This is a genomic window from Paenibacillus sp. FSL K6-2393, from assembly GCF_038002545.1.
In the GTDB taxonomy this organism is placed as follows: Bacteria; Bacillota; Bacilli; order Paenibacillales; family Paenibacillaceae; genus Paenibacillus.
Window position 1 is genome coordinate 700714 of the sequence record NZ_JBBOCU010000002.1, and the last position, 16724, is coordinate 717437.

A 16724-nucleotide genomic window follows, 5' to 3' on the forward strand; every position below is an offset into this window, starting at 1 on the left:
ATTCGGAGCATATCGTGCGCTATATCTGCCCATGCTATAGAAGAAGAATCTCATCTATGGATGATGAGAGATTAGCTGTAGCAAGGAGGAAGAGACGATGATGGATAATAGCGAACTACAGGTGCATTTTTCAGACGATTCAGCGTTGAATGCCGCCAGGGCAACCTTGGAGGAATTGGGATATAAACCGTATCAGTCCGGCCCGCTGGAATTGTACATCCCTACAGATCGCCAAGATCCTCAGTCTGCCGTAGAGATTGTACAATCTCATGGAGGAAGTGCCGTATTTGCCTCACAAACGGAAGAGTTGGATCAGTTTCAGAATATATCGATTCCGGCTCATCTCGTGAATGAAGACTGGAATGAGGGTTATGCGAACGGAAACCAGGGAAGCCAGACGGAGCAAGGCAGACATAACTATAGCGATGACCCGACATACGATGATTCGGCTGATGGATTCTCAGGCAGTGTCAAAGCATAGAAGGGAAAAGATCACAAGTTAAGAGTGGTTCGTTCCGTCTTTCTAAAATGGCATAATGCCCAAAAACCCCGATACTCCACAGATAGTGGATCTCGGGGTTTTTGACATCTGAAGCAATTCATCATGCGCTTAAAGTGTGTAATACCTAGTATTGAGAGTTCAAAAAGTTCGGTTTTCAGTACCGAGAAGATGGAATGAAGCTAGAAATGGAGTAGCGGAGTGTAGGGAAAACTACGTGAGCAACTACAATGTTTCTGAAGGAAACATACTTCGTAGGCATCAACCTATTTCGGCTGAATTTCATATTCGATGCTGATGATGCCATTAGGCATGATTCGTAATCAAAAGCGGACTTTTTGAATAACCTCTATTTATAGTTTAGCGTGTTTATATTCAGCTGCATGCATGCCAGCCGTATATCCCGTTGAGAATGCAGCGGTGATATTATACCCTCCGGTGTAGCCGTGAATATCCAGAACTTCACCGCAAAAGAATAGTCCAGGCAGCAGCTTGGATTCCATCGTTTTTGGGTATATCTCCTTTAAGTGGATTCCTCCCCCAGTGACAAAGGCTTCTTTGAGCGATCTTGTTCCGTCTGCACGGAAGGTAAAAGCTTTCATTAGCCCGCACAAGTTGCTTAACATACCTTTAGGAAAATGGTGGAACGTGAGGTCATCGCTGATCTCTGCCCGTTTCATCATTAATGGAATCATGCGCTCTGGAACCCATGTTTTCAGTATGTTTTTGACAGCCTTGCGGGACTCTTGTTCCAATACCTGCTGAACCTGTGCTTCCAATGCACCTGGGGACAGCTCCGGGAACAGATCAATGCTCATGATGACCTGTGGGTTTCCAGACTTCATCTGAACCTTGCGGATAAATTGGCTACAACGCAGTGCAACCGGTCCAGACACTCCAAAATGCGTGAAGATCATATCCCCCCGATGGGAGATGACGGTTTTTCCTTTGGCGTCCAATACAGATAAGCCGATATCCCTCAAAGACAAACCTTGCAGTTCTTTGGATTGAATCCAACTCTCCCCAGACACAATAGGCACTTCGGTTGGATATAACTCCGTAATCGTGTGCCCCGCAGCCTCAGCCCAGGGGTAACCATCTCCGGTTGATCCGGTTTGGGGTACGGATTTGCCACCAGTAGCGATAATGACAGAGCGTCCAAGGATCGTTTTACCTGAGAGCAATTTAACACCCTGTACGTGCTGACCGTTCTGAATGAGTTCCTTAACCGGTTCTTTGGTACGAATCTCAACGCCGAGGGAGACAATTTTGCCTACCAGCGCATCCACAACGGTTTTTGCTTTATCGGTTACAGGGAACATTCTGCCGTTGTCTTCTTCTTTCAGGGCAATTCCGAGATTCTCGAAGAAACGCATGATTCCCTGGTTGTCCAGATTTTGAAACGAACTATATAAAAAGCGTCCATTACCCGGAATATGTCGGATGAGTTCATCCGTTTCCTTGGCATTGGTTACATTGCAGCGACCTCCGCCAGAGATGCCGAGTTTACGACCCAGTTGATCTCCTTTATCCAGCAGAAGCACGGAGGCTCCATGCTCGGCAGCAGCAACGCAAGCCATCAGGCCCGCAGATCCACCACCAATTACAATGACATCATACATATGTTATTACCCTCTTTTTTCATTGATTTTGTCTGTTTTACGTAAAAATGTGTCTACTCCTGGCTTTTTCTGAAATATAATGGAGTTATGAGCAGTTCTATTGTGCAGTCTTAAGGGATATATTGTAATATACTGTCGCCTATGTTTTAATCAGAAATACATGAGGGAATGTGCAGGCAGAGGAGGAGATGGCATTGTGGTTGCGTTAAAGGACATGCTTTTACAAGTACTGCTGGCAGGGTCGGCGGTATATCTGATTCCCTTATTCCGTCTGGTACTTTCCAAGCGGGCTATTGCCAGAATGGAACATGCCGGAATCGTTCATACCAGTTTTGCTGTGACAAGTGTCGCTAGCATGTTATTGTGTCTGCTGTTTGCGCTCGATGCAAGCCCGGTGGCTGTGCCCATCTCATTAAGCATCGTACCTGTGATACTTGTTATTTTGTATTGTAAGTCCGCTATAGGCGCAACGCTGTCCATTCTACATATTCTCTTCTATTTTCTTTTTGCGCATTCCTATGATCTGTACGGATTTCTCCTTCATACGGGCATTCTTCTCTATCCTATTGTATGGTTGTCTGCCAAACGATTCAAGCATAATACACCTTCACGCAAAATGGCGATCCTCATCATCCTGATTACAATGGAACTGATTGTAACGAGTCTGTTATGGATCGCATCCCTCCAGAATGAATCCACATACTCTGCGACCTACATGATACTTACAGCACTTGGATATACCGCTGGAGCCATTGTTGCGGGCAGTCTGAGTCTGCTATGGCTGGAACGGATGAAGCACTATCGCGGGCTGGAGCAGCATCTCTCGGAAGTCCACCACCGATACATAGCCGAAACGGAGAAACTTCATCAGATTCTGAATGCAGTGCCTCTCTCCATTGCTACCGTAGATAAACAAGGCACAGTCATGTTTGTCAATGAGATGATGGAGCAAACCGCAAGGGAGCAGCTACCTTGTACCTCCACGCCTGATCTCATTGGACAGCCTGCCAGTCAATTTGTTGAACAAGGTCAGGCGGATAAGATGGATAAAAGCATTCGCAGAGCCATCGTTCATGGTGAGATTAGTGGGTTGACCGTTCGTTACGGTGCATACGTATTTCAGTCCCGAACCGTACCGATCTATGCCTTTTCAACAGAGTCTGCGAGAGAAGTTACAGGAGCCATGCTGATCATTCAGGATATCACGGAGCTTGAGATGTTGCGAAGTGAACTGGATAATGTGGATCGTCTCAGTCTGGTGGGGCAGATGGCTGCAAGCATTACGCATGAGGTGCGTAATCCAATGGCGGTTGTGCGTGGCTTTCTTCAACTTATGCAGGAAAAGAGTCCTGACTCCCTCGATCACTATTACCGGATCGTTCTGGAAGAGCTGGACCGGGCCAACAGTATCATTAATGATTTCTTGTCTTTGGCTCAGAATCGTATCGCCGAGAAAGAAGAATCCCAGTTGCACGATATCATACATGAACTGAGTCCGTTGTTATGGGCGGATGCGAACCTGCGTGGTCAGAGTATTGAACTCATGTTGGCCCATAATGTGCCGAAGCTGCATCTCAATTCTAAGGAAATCAAACAGGTGGTGTTGAACCTGGCCCGTAATGGGATGGAAGCCATGAATGAGAAGGGCGTGCTTACGCTGGAGACACGGATAGTGGATGATAAAGTGGAACTGTGTGTACGTGACACAGGACCTGGTCTACCCAGAGTGAAGAAGGAAAAGCTGTTTGAACCTTTCTATACGACAAAAGCCAAAGGAACCGGACTTGGATTGTCCATGTGCTTAAGTATTGTGGAACGACATAATGGAACCATTACTGTGGAATCGGAGGAAGGCCAGGGCACGACCTTCAAGGTGGCATTTGAACGTTAGTCATTCAGCATATTTTGCCAGACATTGAGACATAATATTATGGAAGAGGCCTTTCCGCAGGCGGTTTCTGAATCTTGCTTTCATTGCTTATGGATGTATAATAGGAATAGCACATCATTACATCCATAATGTTCGATATGAATGTAACGTTGTTTTGGAGAGTTATTCGCCTTTAATTCTATCGAGATCATAGAACAACCATTTATAAGGAGTGAAACCGAATGTCGATGTCATTTGATCAATACATGAAAGATATGGTTCAACCCATGCGGGATGAGTTAACTCGTCTAGGAATCCAGGAGTTGCGTACTCCTGAAGAAGTGGAAGCAAGTCTTCCGGATGCAAAAGGAACAGCGCTGGTTGTCATTAACTCTGTCTGCGGATGTGCCGCAGGTCAATGTCGCCCAGGTGTGTCCCAAGCACTTCAGCACGATATTACACCGGATCACCTGTACACTGTATTTGCTGGTCAGGACAAAGAAGCAACTGCAAAAGCACGTGAATTCTTTGCACCGTATCCTCCATCTTCACCGTCCATCGCTCTGATGAAAGACGGAGAACTCGTTCACTTTATCGAGCGTCATCAAGTGGAAGACCGTTCTGCAGAGGATATTGCGGCTGATCTCAAAAGTGCATTTGACCGTTACTGCCGTTAATTCGCTCCATAGAACGCCCCGCCCTTCGGATCACCGATGCCGGGGCGTTTCATTTTGGATAGATAAGGTTATTGAACCATTCGGACCTTTCAAGCTGGACATCAAATTTCATTCATTTAGAAACGGGGTGTGTGAACGATGAGTTTGCAACAACAGATCATCGCTGAATTGAAGGTTAAACCAAGCATTAATGAGGAAGAGGAAGTACGCAAGCGTGTTGATTTTCTGAAGACGTATGTGAAAAATGCGGGTGCCAAGGGTTTGCTGATTGCGATCAGTGGCGGTATTGACAGTGCAGTGGCTACGGCGCTTTGCAAAAAAGCGACGGACGAGCTCACGCAAGAGAACAACCAAGAGTACAAAACGCTTGGTGTGTTCCAACCTTATGGTGAACAATCCGATATCGATCACAGCTACGCGGTAGCCAAAGCATACGATCTGAAGCATGTCGTGGAAACCAATATCGAAGATGCAGTTAACGAGATTGCGCTGGAAGTGGAGCAAGGTTTCAAATCTTTGGGCAGCCCACGCCATATGACTCACCAAGGCAAAGGTAATGTTAAGGCGAGAACTCGTATGGTTATGCAATATGCGCTTTCGTTTGAAGAAAACCTGCTCGTTGTAGGTACGGATCATGCGTCCGAAGCCATTACAGGCTTCTATACCAAATGGGGCGACGGTGCTGTGGATATTACACCACTGAGCACCCTGAACAAACGTCAGGTACGCCAGTTGGCAGCATATCTGAACGTGCCACAGGCTATTTTGGACAAAGCACCATCGGCAGGACTGTGGGAAGGTCAGACGGACGAAGATGAGCTGGGAATTTCGTATGAAGCGAACAGCGACTATCTCGAAGGCAAACAGATCGATCAGGCTGCACAAGAGCGCCTCGAAGCGTTCTATACGCGCACACATCACAAACGCAATGCCATTCCTGGGATCTAATACGGATGGATGAGCATGATCGTTATATAGGGAATGCAAAAAGAGTCACTGCTCACGCAGTGACTCTTTTTGTTATGTGGAACGAGAAATCGCAAAAATCCAGGTGACTACTATATTAAAGATGAGTTACCTATTCCAGTCTTTGATCTGTTGCAGGGTTTGGGTGATGGCTTGCTCCAGTTGCGGAGTGGTTTCTTTAAATGGATGTACCGTATTAAAGGTGTGGTTCCCTTCGGGTATCTGGTGCCATGGGATATCAGGGCGTGCTTGCACAAGTGCGGCAGAACCGTCACGCAGACGTTGGGGATCTTCTGTTCCCTGAATGAGTGCGACTCGCACAGGTGAAGAAGCCAAGCGATCAATGATAGCGTAACGTTCGCTATGCTTATCCAGGTCTTCCAGAATAGCCACGTCCAGTGGCATCTGCTGGCCTGTTCGTCCGTTAACGACATGGCTGCGGCCATGCGTACGCATTTCTTCTTTTTGCTCTGTTGTGAAGAGATCCAGATTGGTTACGCCATTCCAGGAGATGACACCTGCCACCTGCTCGGGATGATCCAGTGCATAGACGAGACTTACGCCCGCACCGCGGCTGTGGCCAACCAGGTATACAGGAAGTCGAGTGAGTTCAGGTTGTGTAGCCACATGTTCCAGTACCAGGGCCAGATCGGCAAGCTCCCGGCTGTAGGTATTCACTGCGAACTTTTCAAGTTCAGAGAATTGCTCCAGATATTCGCCGATACCGTTGTGAGAGAAATTAAAGGTCAGCACATGATGTGTCTGGCTTAGCTGTGAAGCTGCGTAGGGGAACATGCCCCAGTCTTTGAAGCCTTTGTATCCGTGAGCCAGGATGATGACGCCTTGAGCGGATTGTTGTGCAGGGAAAAAGTCTCCGCGAATGATCGCATCTACGTCAGTGGGCAATTCAAAAGTTATGGGCATTATTCAGACCTCCTAAGAATTTCAGACGATTCCTGATTCATATTTTAGCATATATGGGAATGCGGATAGGTACTCGCTTCTGATCGCCCCTCCTGCTACAATAGAATACGTGTTCGGAGAGTTACGGATCATGTGATTGAATGGAGATCTTTTACAATGCATGTTCAAAAAGAGCGGTTTTCAGTACCAAGAAGATGGAACTTTTGAACAACCTCTTACAGTATAAAAGATTAAGCGGGTGAAGCGTTGATGATATATGGCATTGGTAATGATGTGCTGGAGATTGGACGTATGCGGAAGCTGCTGTCCGGTCGCCATGCGGAAGCATTTCTGAAACGAATTTTAACGCCAGCAGAGCGGGAGATCGCGGTTCGTCGAGGGAAGCGGATGACGGAGTTTGTATCCGGTCGATTTGCAGCGAAAGAAGCGGTGTCTAAGGCATTTGGCTGCGGTATTGGTGGTGTCATGGGCTTCACTGACATTGAGGTGCTGCCGGATGGGACAGGACGTCCAGTGGCCTCGCTGTCCAGTCAAGCCTGGGAACGCCTGCAGCTGCCATACGATAAGCAATATGACATTCATTTGAGTATTACGCATCAGACGGAATTGGCAGCGGCCTTTGCGATCGTAGAACAGATGGAAAAGTAGCTAGCTTGGCAATAGGAGAGGACGGAAATATGGGTTTACAGGAACAGAAACAACATTTCAGCGTGAATTTGCTAGACTGGTATATGGTCAACCGACGGGATTTGCCGTGGCGTCGCCACAACAATCCGTATTTCACATGGGTATCGGAGATTATGCTTCAGCAGACTCGGGTCGATACGGTAATTCCGTATTTCAATCGTTTTATCGGGAATTTCCCGACCGTGCAGGCGTTGGCGGAAGCACCCGAAGAGGATGTGTTGAAAAATTGGGAGGGACTCGGGTATTACTCCCGTGCACGTAATCTTCAGGCTGCCGCGAGACAAGTCATGGAGCTGCACGGAGGAGAGATGCCTCAGGAGAAACAGGCTGTCTTTGCATTAAAAGGGGTGGGCCCGTATACTGCCGGGGCCATTCTCAGCATTGCCTTCAACCAGCCGCAGCCTGCGGTAGATGGCAATGTCATGCGGGTACTGTCCCGATACTTCCTCATCGATGAGGACATTATGAAGGGCAGCACCCGGGTGTTAATGGAAGAGCTCGCAGGAGAGCTCATTCCGGAAGGGCGGGCGCGTGATTTCAATCAGGCGCTGATGGAGCTTGGTGCGCTGGTGTGTACACCCAAAGCGCCGCACTGCCTGACTTGCCCGGTCATGGAGCAATGTTCCGGCCGTATCGCCGGAAGAGAGCTTACGCTGCCGGTTAAGACCAAGGCGAAGCCGCCGCGCCCTGAGCAGCGGCTGGTCGCGATTGTGGAGGGCCGCGGTGCTCATCGCGGCCAAGTGCTTGTGCGCCAGCGCCCAGACACGGGCCTATTGGCCCGCATGTGGGAGCTGCCACATGTGCTCGCGGCGCCCGCCGCAGCGAGCAAGAAGGCAGCGCCGCTGGCGGATGAGCCGGCCATGGCATTGCTGGCCGGCAGTCTATGGGCGGAAGGCTTCGCTGCCCGCCCGGAAGGGCTGGCTACCCATGCGGAGCATGTGTTCAGCCACATTGTCTGGAGCCTGCAGGTGTACAAGTGTACCGAGCAGGACCAGAGCAGTGAGCTTCCGCTGATCGCAGCGGAAGCCAGAGCCGCCTACGATGCACAGGCGGCAACAAGGGAGGGCACAGCCTCATCATCAGCTGTGTCACCTGAGTCAGACACAACGCATTCATCGGAGCCGGGCACGCCTAATGCGCAGAACATCTCAACATCGCTTAACGATGGAGAGATGTTGATGTCATCTGACGTTAGTGATCCTGCGCTGAGCACGCTGACACTGACAGGTAAAGGTGATGGCTTGACCTACCGCTGGATCGGTCCGGAAGATATGGACAAGATGGCATTCCCCAACATATTTCTGAAGCTGATCAGCAGTTATTTTGCCGGTGCGTATGATCAAGTGAATGATTAAATGGGGGAGCTAACGAACCTGAGTGACGTTATCATAGCCAAATCAACCCAAAAGTGCGCATTAAAGCTCGTATTTGGGGAAATAGCTACTCTGAGATTCGTTAGGTTCGCGATACGATGAAATATGGAGCAATAGCGTGTCCTGGGTTCGTTAGAAACAAAACACCCATTAACTATAACTATAGCGATAGCAAAAAGAGAGCCTGATCACGGTCACAACGACCGAATCAGGCTCTCTTTTATGTTAACTGTTGCATACTAACAGTCTTATTTTGCAGAAGCGTAACGTTTGTTCACTTCATCCCAGTTGATTACATTCCAGAAAGCGGCGATGTAGTCAGGACGTTTGTTTTGGTAGTTCAGGTAGTAAGCGTGCTCCCATACATCCAGACCCAGAACCGGAGTCAGACCTTCGAAGAGAGGGCTGTCTTGGTTAGGTGTGCTAGTGATGGACAACTTGCCATCTTTGCCAACTACGAGCCAAGCCCAGCCGGAACCGAAACGAGTTGTAGCTGCTTTAGCGAAATCTTCTTTGAATTTATCAAAACCACCCAGTTCGCTATCGATAGCTGCTGCGATATCACCTGTAGGAGCGCCGCCGCCGTTAGGTCCAATGATTTCCCAGAACAAGCTGTGGTTAGCATGTCCACCACCATTGTTGCGAACCGCTGTGCGGATGCCTTCAGGTACGCTGTCAAGGTTAGCAATCAGATCTTCCAAGCTTTTTTCTTGCAGTTCAGGAGCGCTTTCCAGAGCTGCGTTCAAGTTAGTTACATAAGTATTGTGATGGCGATCGTGGTGGATTTCCATCGTTTTTGCATCGATATGTGGTTCCAGTGCGTCGTTAGCGTAAGGAAGTGCTGGTAATTGAAAAGTCATAATGAAATACCTCCTGAGATTTTAGTTTTTTTGAGAACAGGTACATATGTAATAATACCCTTGCCACTAATATTAAACCGCATTCGAGCTAATTAAGCAACATTTTTGTTTATTAAGTCCCCCGAAGCGTTGATCTAATGATGGGCCAGAGATAACAAACATATTTTACCCATTATGCAACTATTTATGTGTTTTCAGGCGTTTAAATGGATGAAAAGTTTAATATTCGTATGTAAACGGTTACAATTAAGCGCTTTCAAAAGAAAATGCGTGTTTTATGGAGAAAAGTATGGTTTAATTGACGAAGAAGCGGTATTTTCTCGTTTTTTGTCATTATATGAACATTGGGTTTTTGGTAAAAAGGGATTCCCTTTTTGTAAAAAACCTCATCTAAGCTAACGAAAAGGGAGATTTAAGACATGCACGTTCGTTCCTTTCAGTTGAGTGATGCAAGCCAGATGACGGAGCTTCTCCAGGTTGCACTATCGGAAGAGTGTTATGAGAACACGATGGGCCCGTTTGCCCGTCAATTGTCATGGGATTCTGACCTGATCATGGTTGCGGAAGAAGAGGGAGACCTCGTAGGCGCTTTGATCGGTACGATTGATCACAACCAGGGTTGTATCTACCGTATTGCGGTACATCCAGACTATCGTCGCCGTGGAGTCGGCAAAACACTTGTCGAGGCTATGGAACAGCGGTTCCAGCAGCGTAAAGTCAGCCAGGTATGGGTGGCGGGTGATGAGCACAACAAAGTAGCCATGCCTCTATATGAAGCAATGGGTTACGGTGCCAATCAGATTATGAGCGCTTTCCAGACTCTTAGTATTTTGTCCAAAGCTTAGTTTGCATGTTTAAAAAGAAATAAAAAAAGATTTTCATTTCATATTAGGCATATCTCTTTAACGTGTAAGAACGTGAGGGATGTGCCTTTCTATTTATATGAGTGTTCTTCACGTCATATTCCTCTGGTTCCCTCATTTTATGAACATGCTTCGGAGTCTCCGAATTCTATTTAAATTAACGCGACTATCCCGGCTGTATTCACGATAACGAAGGTATTGGTGCTCATAACCAATTGTTTCACTCTCCCAAATGAAGTAGACTGAAAGGGAGTATGGTCACCATGTTACAAGTTTAATTCAACTATTTAATAAATGAGGTGTCCCTTTGAATTCCAATAATCATTCAATGGAACATGTGACTTCCGAGCAACGTAATGAACCGTCAAAGCCTGAACAACCGGGGAAATCCTGGGTTGTCGAGCTGTGGGACTGGGTCAAAACGATTGTTGTTGCTTTTGTAATCATGATGCTGCTGAACCTGTTTGTGTTTAATCTGTCAATGGTCAAGGGACAGTCCATGCAGCCGACACTGGTTGAGCGAGATCGCCTTTTCGTCAACAAAATCGTATACCATCTGGGTACTCCTTCCCGATCAGATGTGATTGTACTTCGTGATCCAAGCGAAGGCGTGGAGAAGAAGGATTTTCTGGTGAAACGGATCGTTGGACTTCCGGGAGATACAATTGAGGTCAGGGATCACCATCTATATGTGAACGGCGAGCAACAAGCGGAAACGTACACTGATATTGAGGTGCAGGACCCTGATTTTGGCCCAATCACATTGGAGCCGGATCATTTCTTCGTGATGGGGGATAATCGTCATGAAGGCAAAAGTAAGGATAGCCGAGTGTTTGGCAGTATTACATCCGACCAGATTGTAGGCAAGGCTGAATTTATTTTCTGGCCGTTTTCTGAATTGAAGAAATTGTAAAATGCTGACAGGACAACAACTTCAGACTGCATTTTGCGTTAAACCATATAGACTCGTTCCGTTTGAATTCAAGTATGCAAGGCATATATAGAAATTAACGCCTGTCCTCTTACCGTGAGGCGGGCGTTCACTATTTACGGAATAAGTGTCGGAAGAAGAGAGGGAAGAGAAATGACGAGCGTACAGACCGGGGCAGCACAGGATGCCTCCGTATGGGAGAAGTTAAAACAGGAGATCAAGGCAGCTGGCCCCGGACTGGGCATTGATGATATCGGATTTGCTTCGGCTGATCCCTTTGTTTCCCTGAAGTCGCTGCTGGAGCAGTCGCGGGATAAGGGGTATGCTTCAGGATTTGAAGAGCCGGATATTGAAAAAAGGGTGCACCCCGCCTTAAAAGATGGCGAGCCCGCTTCACTGATCGCAATAGCCGTGGCATACCCATCCAAAATGGTGAATCCGCCGAAATCGGAGCCTGGTGCGTATCGAGGCATTTTTGCCCGTTCGGCTTGGGGCCAGGATTATCATCAGGTCCTGCGTGCAGCGATGGACAAGCTGGTAAACTTTATACGTGAACGTGTACCTGAGGCCATGATCGAAAGTATGGTAGACACCGGAGCATTGGTGGATCGTGCGGTGTCCCAGCGTGCGGGGATTGGTTTTAGCGCCAAAAACTGTGCGATTATATCACCCAAATTCGGTTCATGGATTTTTCTCGGAGAACTGGTAACGAATATTCCTTTTCAACCAGACACACCTGTGACCGAAGACTGCGGTGAATGTACAAAATGTATTGATGCCTGTCCTACTGGAGCATTGGTGGGCCCGGGGCAGTTGAATTCACAGCGTTGTATTTCTTTTGTAACCCAGACAAAAGGGTTCGTGGATGAAGAATTTATGCTGAAAATAGGCAACCGTCTGTACGGTTGTGACACATGTCAGATTGTCTGTCCAAAGAATCGGGGCAAGAATTGGGATCACCATCCCGAGTTTCACCCCGATCCGGAGATTGTGAAGCCACTCCTGCTGCCGCTGCTGGACATCGGTAACCGGGAATTCAAGGAACGTTTCGGTCAGAGTTCCGCCGCTTGGCGGGGCAAGAAGCCGATTCAACGCAACGCCGTTATTGCCCTGGGCAATTTCAAAGACAAAAGTGCTGTACCCAAACTTACAGAAGTACTAAAACGTGATCCGCGCCCCGAGTTGCGGGGAACCGCAGCTTGGGCGTTAAGCAGAATTGGAGGAGAAGACGCCATGAGAGCAATTGGGGAAGCTGCCGCTAACGAACAAGATGGGAACGTACTAAGCATGCTGCAGAAGGCCGAGGAGCGACTGAGTTCGTCCGAGACCTTACCCAAACAGCCACAGGCTGGGCAAGTGAGTGAGAAGCAGCAAGAGGAACAGAACAACGAGAACAATGCCTTGCGTGCGTTACAACAAGATTTGAAAATGGAAGCTGGGATTGAACCGGGTAGTGAGCAGTCTGCACAGCCTGCCAAACCGGAAGCCGCAGCGTGGAAACCTTCAGCCGTTACAGGTCTTCATGGCAAGCCCGTCTACTACGATGAGATACTGACACCGATTGGTACTCTTACGTTATGCGCGACGGATGAAGGACTGTGTCACATTGATTTTGGCGCTTTTCACGTGCGCGAGGCTCATCTGCAACAATGGGCCCGCACCTGGATTGGCGAGTATCGATATGAGAAGAATGAAGAGAAGCTCAGCGAAGCTGCTAAGCAGTTAAAGGAGTATTTTGCAGGGGAGAGAAAAACGTTCGACTTGCAGCTTGATCGGCTTGGAACACCATTCCAGCTACAAGTATGGCAAGTTCTGTCCGATATATCTTATGGAGAGGCCTCATCACACCAACAGGTTGCGGAAATCATCGGCAGACCCAAGGCTGTTCGTGCAGTTCTGGACGCCATTAGCAAAAATCCGATTCCGATTATTATTCCCTGTCACCGTATCAGCGGTAGAGACGGTACCCTGGTGGGTTATGTAGGCGGTCTGCAAACCAAGGAGCAATTGCTCGCATTGGAGCAGCGATCGTAACGTAAGAGCGGGGGACGTTCATGAAATATGTAAACGTGGAGAGCGTGGAAGCGGGGGAGCTTCTGGGCAAGACGGTATATTCCAGTAACGGTACGGTACTGCTGTCTGCCGGAGTCCAGCTCACCGTATACATGGTCAATACGTTGAAGCGTATTGGCGTGACCATGTTATACATCCAGGATGAAGCGTATAAAGATGTGGAACCAGAGGACATTCTGGATGAAACCACGAAACGGGCAATAATTAACGAAATGAGTGTCACACTCGAATCCATTCGCTCGGGGAAAGACTGGAGTCCGAGAAAGGTTGCCCTCAGTATAGAGAAGTTGCTGAATGATGTACTGAACGGGCGTGAACTGTTAGTGCAGCTCACCGATATTCGTACCAAAGACAATGCACAATATGTTCATGCGATGAATGTATGTTTGTTGTCTTCGGTCATCGGACTGAATATGGGACTCAATTATAATCAACTGAAGGACCTTGCTGTGGGGGCATTATTGCATGATATAGGCAAAGTGGGGGAACCTCCGGGCAGTGGCTCTGCTGCGAATTCTTCGCTGCACCATACATGGCGTGGATTCGAAGTGATTAAGAACAAACGGGAGTTCAGTCTGTTGGTCGCCCATACAGCCCTGCAACATCATGAGCATGTAGATGGTACAGGCATGCCGAGAGGGATCAAGGGGAGTGACATTCATCTGTTTGCGAGAATCGTTAGTGTGGCTAATATCTATGATAATCTCATTAATGGTTTATCCAAGGACAGTTTGATGCCACATGAGGCCTGTGAAGAGATGATGGCGTTGTCTGGTACAAAGCTGGATCGGGACATTCTGATTGAGTTCAACAAGAGTGTATCCGTGTATCCCAATGGTACAGCGGTACGACTGTCCACCAAAGAGACTGGAGTCATTGTGCGTCAACATCGGGGATTGCCCGGCAGACCTGTAATCAGGGTGGCGCGCGGAAGTACGCGTTATTCTCTGGATGTGGTTGAAATCGATCTGGCTCAGCATACAACCGTTTTCATTGAAGCTGTCATGACGTAGCTTGTGTGCGGTTCAACTGGAAAATCCGTTTGCTCAAGGCGTGCGGAAATGCTATGATACTTTCAGGAAATCCGGTCTGTGTCAGGTTTGCAACATGTGTGTTGAACATCATGAAGTGACACGGATTATCAGGCTTTTTAGAATGCATACAGAGGTGTCTAAGAGATGGATATTGTTATACCGATTATCACATTGATTGTTGGTCTGGTCGGGGGATTTTTCATCGGGGTGTTCTACTTGCGTAAACAACTTGAGAAAATGCAAAGCAATCCGGACATGCTTCAGAAAATGGCGAAGCAAATGGGCTACAACCTGAATGGCAAGCAAATGCAGCGTGCCCAGCAGATGATGAAGAATCAGCAGCCAGGAGCGAAAATGCCTCAGCCGCAACAGCATCCTGCGCGTAAAAGTTCGGGCCGCCGAAAATAATAGCAGGGAATAACTGCTTAAAGTGCGTGTTCAAAAAGTTGGGTTTTCAGTACCGAGAAGATGGGATGAAGCTAGAAATGGAGTAGCGGAGCGTAGTAAACTACGTGAGCAACGGACATTTCGGCTGAATTTCATATTCGACGTTGATGATGCCGTTAGGCATCCATCGTAATCAAAAGCGTACTTTTTGAACAACCTCTTAAAGTATGTGGTTCGAAAGGAGGCGTTCGGCAGTGGCTGGCGTTAAAGATTATTTGAATTCAAAAGTATCCGACAATCGGGAGAAGATCGAGTATCATGTAGAGCAGATCCTGAAATTGATCGGAGAAGATAGTACACGTGAAGGGCTGCTTGAAACGCCTGCACGTGTGACCCGAATGTATGAAGAAATTTTTGGTGGATATGAAGTAGACCCGCGCGATGTGCTCGGTGTCACGTTTGACGAGAATCACGAAGAACTGGTTATCGTCAAGGATATTGTCTACTACAGTCAATGTGAGCACCATATGGCGCCGTTTTTTGGCAAGGTGCACATTGGGTATGTACCAAGCGGCAAGATCGTTGGTCTGAGCAAAATGGCTCGTCTGGTCGAAGCCGTAACACGTCGCCTGCAAGTTCAGGAACGTATTACTTCACAGATCGCTGACATTCTGACAGAGGCCGTTGAGCCTCATGGAGTTATGGTCGTTGTGGAAGGCGAGCACTTGTGCATGTGTTCCCGCGGCGTGAAGAAACCGGGAAGCAAGACGGTGACGTCTGCTGTACGTGGTTCTTTCCGTGAGAATCCGGCACAACGTGCGGAGTTCTTGTCTTTGGTGAAAGATTAAAATCAGGTATGTCCACTTGCTGGACAAGCCGGATGAGTAAGTTTCTTTGGTTTTGGAAGTAGCAGTTTCTAAGCCATAGGATGCGATATAAATAAGCCGTGTTCCTTGGGAACCGGCTTATTTATATATGCGTTGTCATTCCTATATACTGGATACATATGAATTCGTTAAGCCGGAGGTAATGGAACGATGAGTGTACCTTCCCATTCAGATCAACCGGTTCAGCCGGAAAAGGGACTACAGGCAGATAAACAGGCTACATTGCGTCTACAAATCTGGGAGACACCACTCATGCGACAAGGTAGTAGTGTACTCGAAGCTTTTGCTTGGGAAGAAGTCATGTGCAGGCGGGTTGGGGCAGGGCATCTGCCTGTTGCACATATATGGAGACACCCAGATGCCTTTGTAGCGGGTTTGCGTGACCGCAGGTTGCCACAGGCTGTAGAAGCGATGGAACGGATAAGAAGCCAAGGGACAGCGGTCTGTGTTCGGCCTTCCGGTGGAGCGGCAGTGCCCTTGAATCCAGGGGTAGTTAATGTGTCACTGATTCTGCCTAATCCCGGACATGCCATCAATATTCATGATGATTTCCGGAAGATGGCTTCGATTATTGCCGAGTCGCTAACGCCGTGGTCGAATCAGGCGCAAACTGGTGAGGTTCAGGGTGCTTTTTGCCCGGGAGACTATGATGTCAGTGTAGGTGGATTGAAATTCTGTGGTATTGCCCAGCGCAGACAGGCAAAGGCGTATATTATTACTGCTTTTATCATCGTGGAAGGTCAGGGAGATCAACTGGCAGCGGACGTGCGTCAATTTTATCAGCATGCAGCAGGCGGGGCGAGTGAAGGATATCCTGATGTTCAGCCTGGCACGATGGCAAGTCTGAAAGAATTGGCAGGTGTACCTTCAGCTGCGGCATATACTGCGGCTTTGGTTCGAACTCTGCGTGATCGCTATCCGCAGGCGGAAGCCAGCAGGGTGCTTAGTGTTGGCTCTGAAGAAGTACGTCTCACAGCTGAGCAGATGAAACTGCGCTATGATTGAGTTCTTGATAATCGGACTTGGAATTGGGTAATAGAGATGATATGATGTGATTTCGGAAGGAGAGTG

16 protein-coding genes are annotated in these 16724 nt (G+C 48.0%); 13 read left to right on the top strand and 3 right to left on the bottom strand.

The window, feature by feature from the left end; all coding sequences use genetic code 11:
- The first annotated feature begins 97 nt into the window (after positions 1 to 97).
- Positions 98 to 481 carry a hypothetical protein gene (locus MHI14_RS30335; RefSeq protein WP_091018768.1) on the top strand — a complete coding sequence of 128 codons (384 nt, stop codon included), beginning with the start codon at positions 98 to 100 and terminating at the stop codon, positions 479 to 481.
- A 371-nt stretch (positions 482 to 852) separates the two neighbouring features.
- Here MHI14_RS30335 and MHI14_RS30340 read toward each other — a convergent pair whose 3' ends face one another.
- Positions 853 to 2121, bottom strand: a complete 1269-nt coding sequence (locus tag MHI14_RS30340) for a BaiN/RdsA family NAD(P)/FAD-dependent oxidoreductase (protein ID WP_133387464.1) — start codon at positions 2119 to 2121, stop codon at positions 853 to 855.
- A gap of 214 nt (positions 2122 to 2335) precedes the next feature.
- Here MHI14_RS30340 and MHI14_RS30345 point away from each other — a divergent pair, with 214 nt between their 5' ends.
- From MHI14_RS30345 to nadE, 3 genes are all read left to right on the top strand, one after another.
- The gene (locus MHI14_RS30345; protein ID WP_165980451.1) at positions 2336 to 4012 is read left to right on the top strand and encodes a two-component system sensor histidine kinase NtrB; all 1677 of its coding nucleotides are present in this window, start codon (positions 2336 to 2338) and stop codon (positions 4010 to 4012) included.
- A 221-nt stretch (positions 4013 to 4233) separates the two neighbouring features.
- Positions 4234 to 4668, top strand: coding sequence for a BrxA/BrxB family bacilliredoxin (locus MHI14_RS30350; RefSeq protein WP_091038991.1), 435 nt, complete (start codon positions 4234 to 4236; stop codon positions 4666 to 4668).
- Positions 4669 to 4806: 138 nt separating this feature from the next.
- The gene (nadE, locus tag MHI14_RS30355) at positions 4807 to 5616 is read left to right on the top strand and encodes an ammonia-dependent NAD(+) synthetase (protein ID WP_341131967.1); all 810 of its coding nucleotides are present in this window, start codon (positions 4807 to 4809) and stop codon (positions 5614 to 5616) included.
- A 126-nt stretch (positions 5617 to 5742) separates the two neighbouring features.
- Here the strand turns inward: nadE and MHI14_RS30360 are convergent, their stop codons facing one another.
- Entirely contained in the window at positions 5743 to 6558 is an 816-nt protein-coding gene (locus MHI14_RS30360; protein ID WP_091038993.1) for an alpha/beta hydrolase family protein, read from the bottom strand.
- Positions 6559 to 6807: 249 nt separating this feature from the next.
- Here MHI14_RS30360 and acpS point away from each other — a divergent pair, with 249 nt between their 5' ends.
- Both acpS and mutY read left to right on the top strand, forming a co-directional pair.
- Positions 6808 to 7206 carry a holo-ACP synthase gene (gene acpS / locus MHI14_RS30365; RefSeq protein ID WP_076216711.1) on the top strand — a complete coding sequence of 133 codons (399 nt, stop codon included), beginning with the start codon at positions 6808 to 6810 and terminating at the stop codon, positions 7204 to 7206.
- A 29-nt stretch (positions 7207 to 7235) separates the two neighbouring features.
- Entirely contained in the window at positions 7236 to 8600 is a 1365-nt protein-coding gene (gene mutY, locus MHI14_RS30370) for an A/G-specific adenine glycosylase (RefSeq protein WP_341132042.1), read from the top strand.
- Between the two features lie 266 nt (positions 8601 to 8866).
- Here mutY and MHI14_RS30375 read toward each other — a convergent pair whose 3' ends face one another.
- Entirely contained in the window at positions 8867 to 9478 is a 612-nt protein-coding gene (locus MHI14_RS30375; protein WP_036614138.1) for a superoxide dismutase, read from the bottom strand.
- Positions 9479 to 9897: 419 nt separating this feature from the next.
- On the opposite strand from MHI14_RS30375, the gene MHI14_RS30380 reads away from it, so the two are divergent.
- The 7 genes from MHI14_RS30380 to MHI14_RS30410 all read left to right on the top strand — a co-directional run bounded on the left by MHI14_RS30380 (position 9898) and on the right by MHI14_RS30410 (position 16658).
- Positions 9898 to 10323 carry a GNAT family N-acetyltransferase gene (locus MHI14_RS30380; RefSeq protein ID WP_017690782.1) on the top strand — a complete coding sequence of 142 codons (426 nt, stop codon included), beginning with the start codon at positions 9898 to 9900 and terminating at the stop codon, positions 10321 to 10323.
- Positions 10324 to 10669: 346 nt separating this feature from the next.
- The gene (gene lepB, locus MHI14_RS30385; protein WP_074096722.1) at positions 10670 to 11254 is read left to right on the top strand and encodes a signal peptidase I; all 585 of its coding nucleotides are present in this window, start codon (positions 10670 to 10672) and stop codon (positions 11252 to 11254) included.
- A gap of 171 nt (positions 11255 to 11425) precedes the next feature.
- Entirely contained in the window at positions 11426 to 13306 is a 1881-nt protein-coding gene (gene queG, locus MHI14_RS30390; protein WP_341131968.1) for a tRNA epoxyqueuosine(34) reductase QueG, read from the top strand.
- Positions 13307 to 13326: 20 nt separating this feature from the next.
- Complete coding sequence (locus tag MHI14_RS30395; protein ID WP_091039000.1) at positions 13327 to 14358, top strand: HD-GYP domain-containing protein; 1032 nt, start codon at positions 13327 to 13329, stop codon at positions 14356 to 14358.
- Positions 14359 to 14523: 165 nt separating this feature from the next.
- The gene (locus MHI14_RS30400; RefSeq protein ID WP_017690778.1) at positions 14524 to 14787 is read left to right on the top strand and encodes a YneF family protein; all 264 of its coding nucleotides are present in this window, start codon (positions 14524 to 14526) and stop codon (positions 14785 to 14787) included.
- A 233-nt stretch (positions 14788 to 15020) separates the two neighbouring features.
- A complete protein-coding gene (gene folE / locus MHI14_RS30405; protein WP_036668229.1) occupies positions 15021 to 15614 on the top strand; it encodes a GTP cyclohydrolase I FolE in 594 nt (197 codons plus the stop codon).
- Positions 15615 to 15803: 189 nt separating this feature from the next.
- Positions 15804 to 16658, top strand: a complete 855-nt coding sequence (locus tag MHI14_RS30410; RefSeq protein WP_341131969.1) for a lipoate--protein ligase family protein — start codon at positions 15804 to 15806, stop codon at positions 16656 to 16658.
- Positions 16659 to 16724 lie beyond the last annotated feature (66 nt).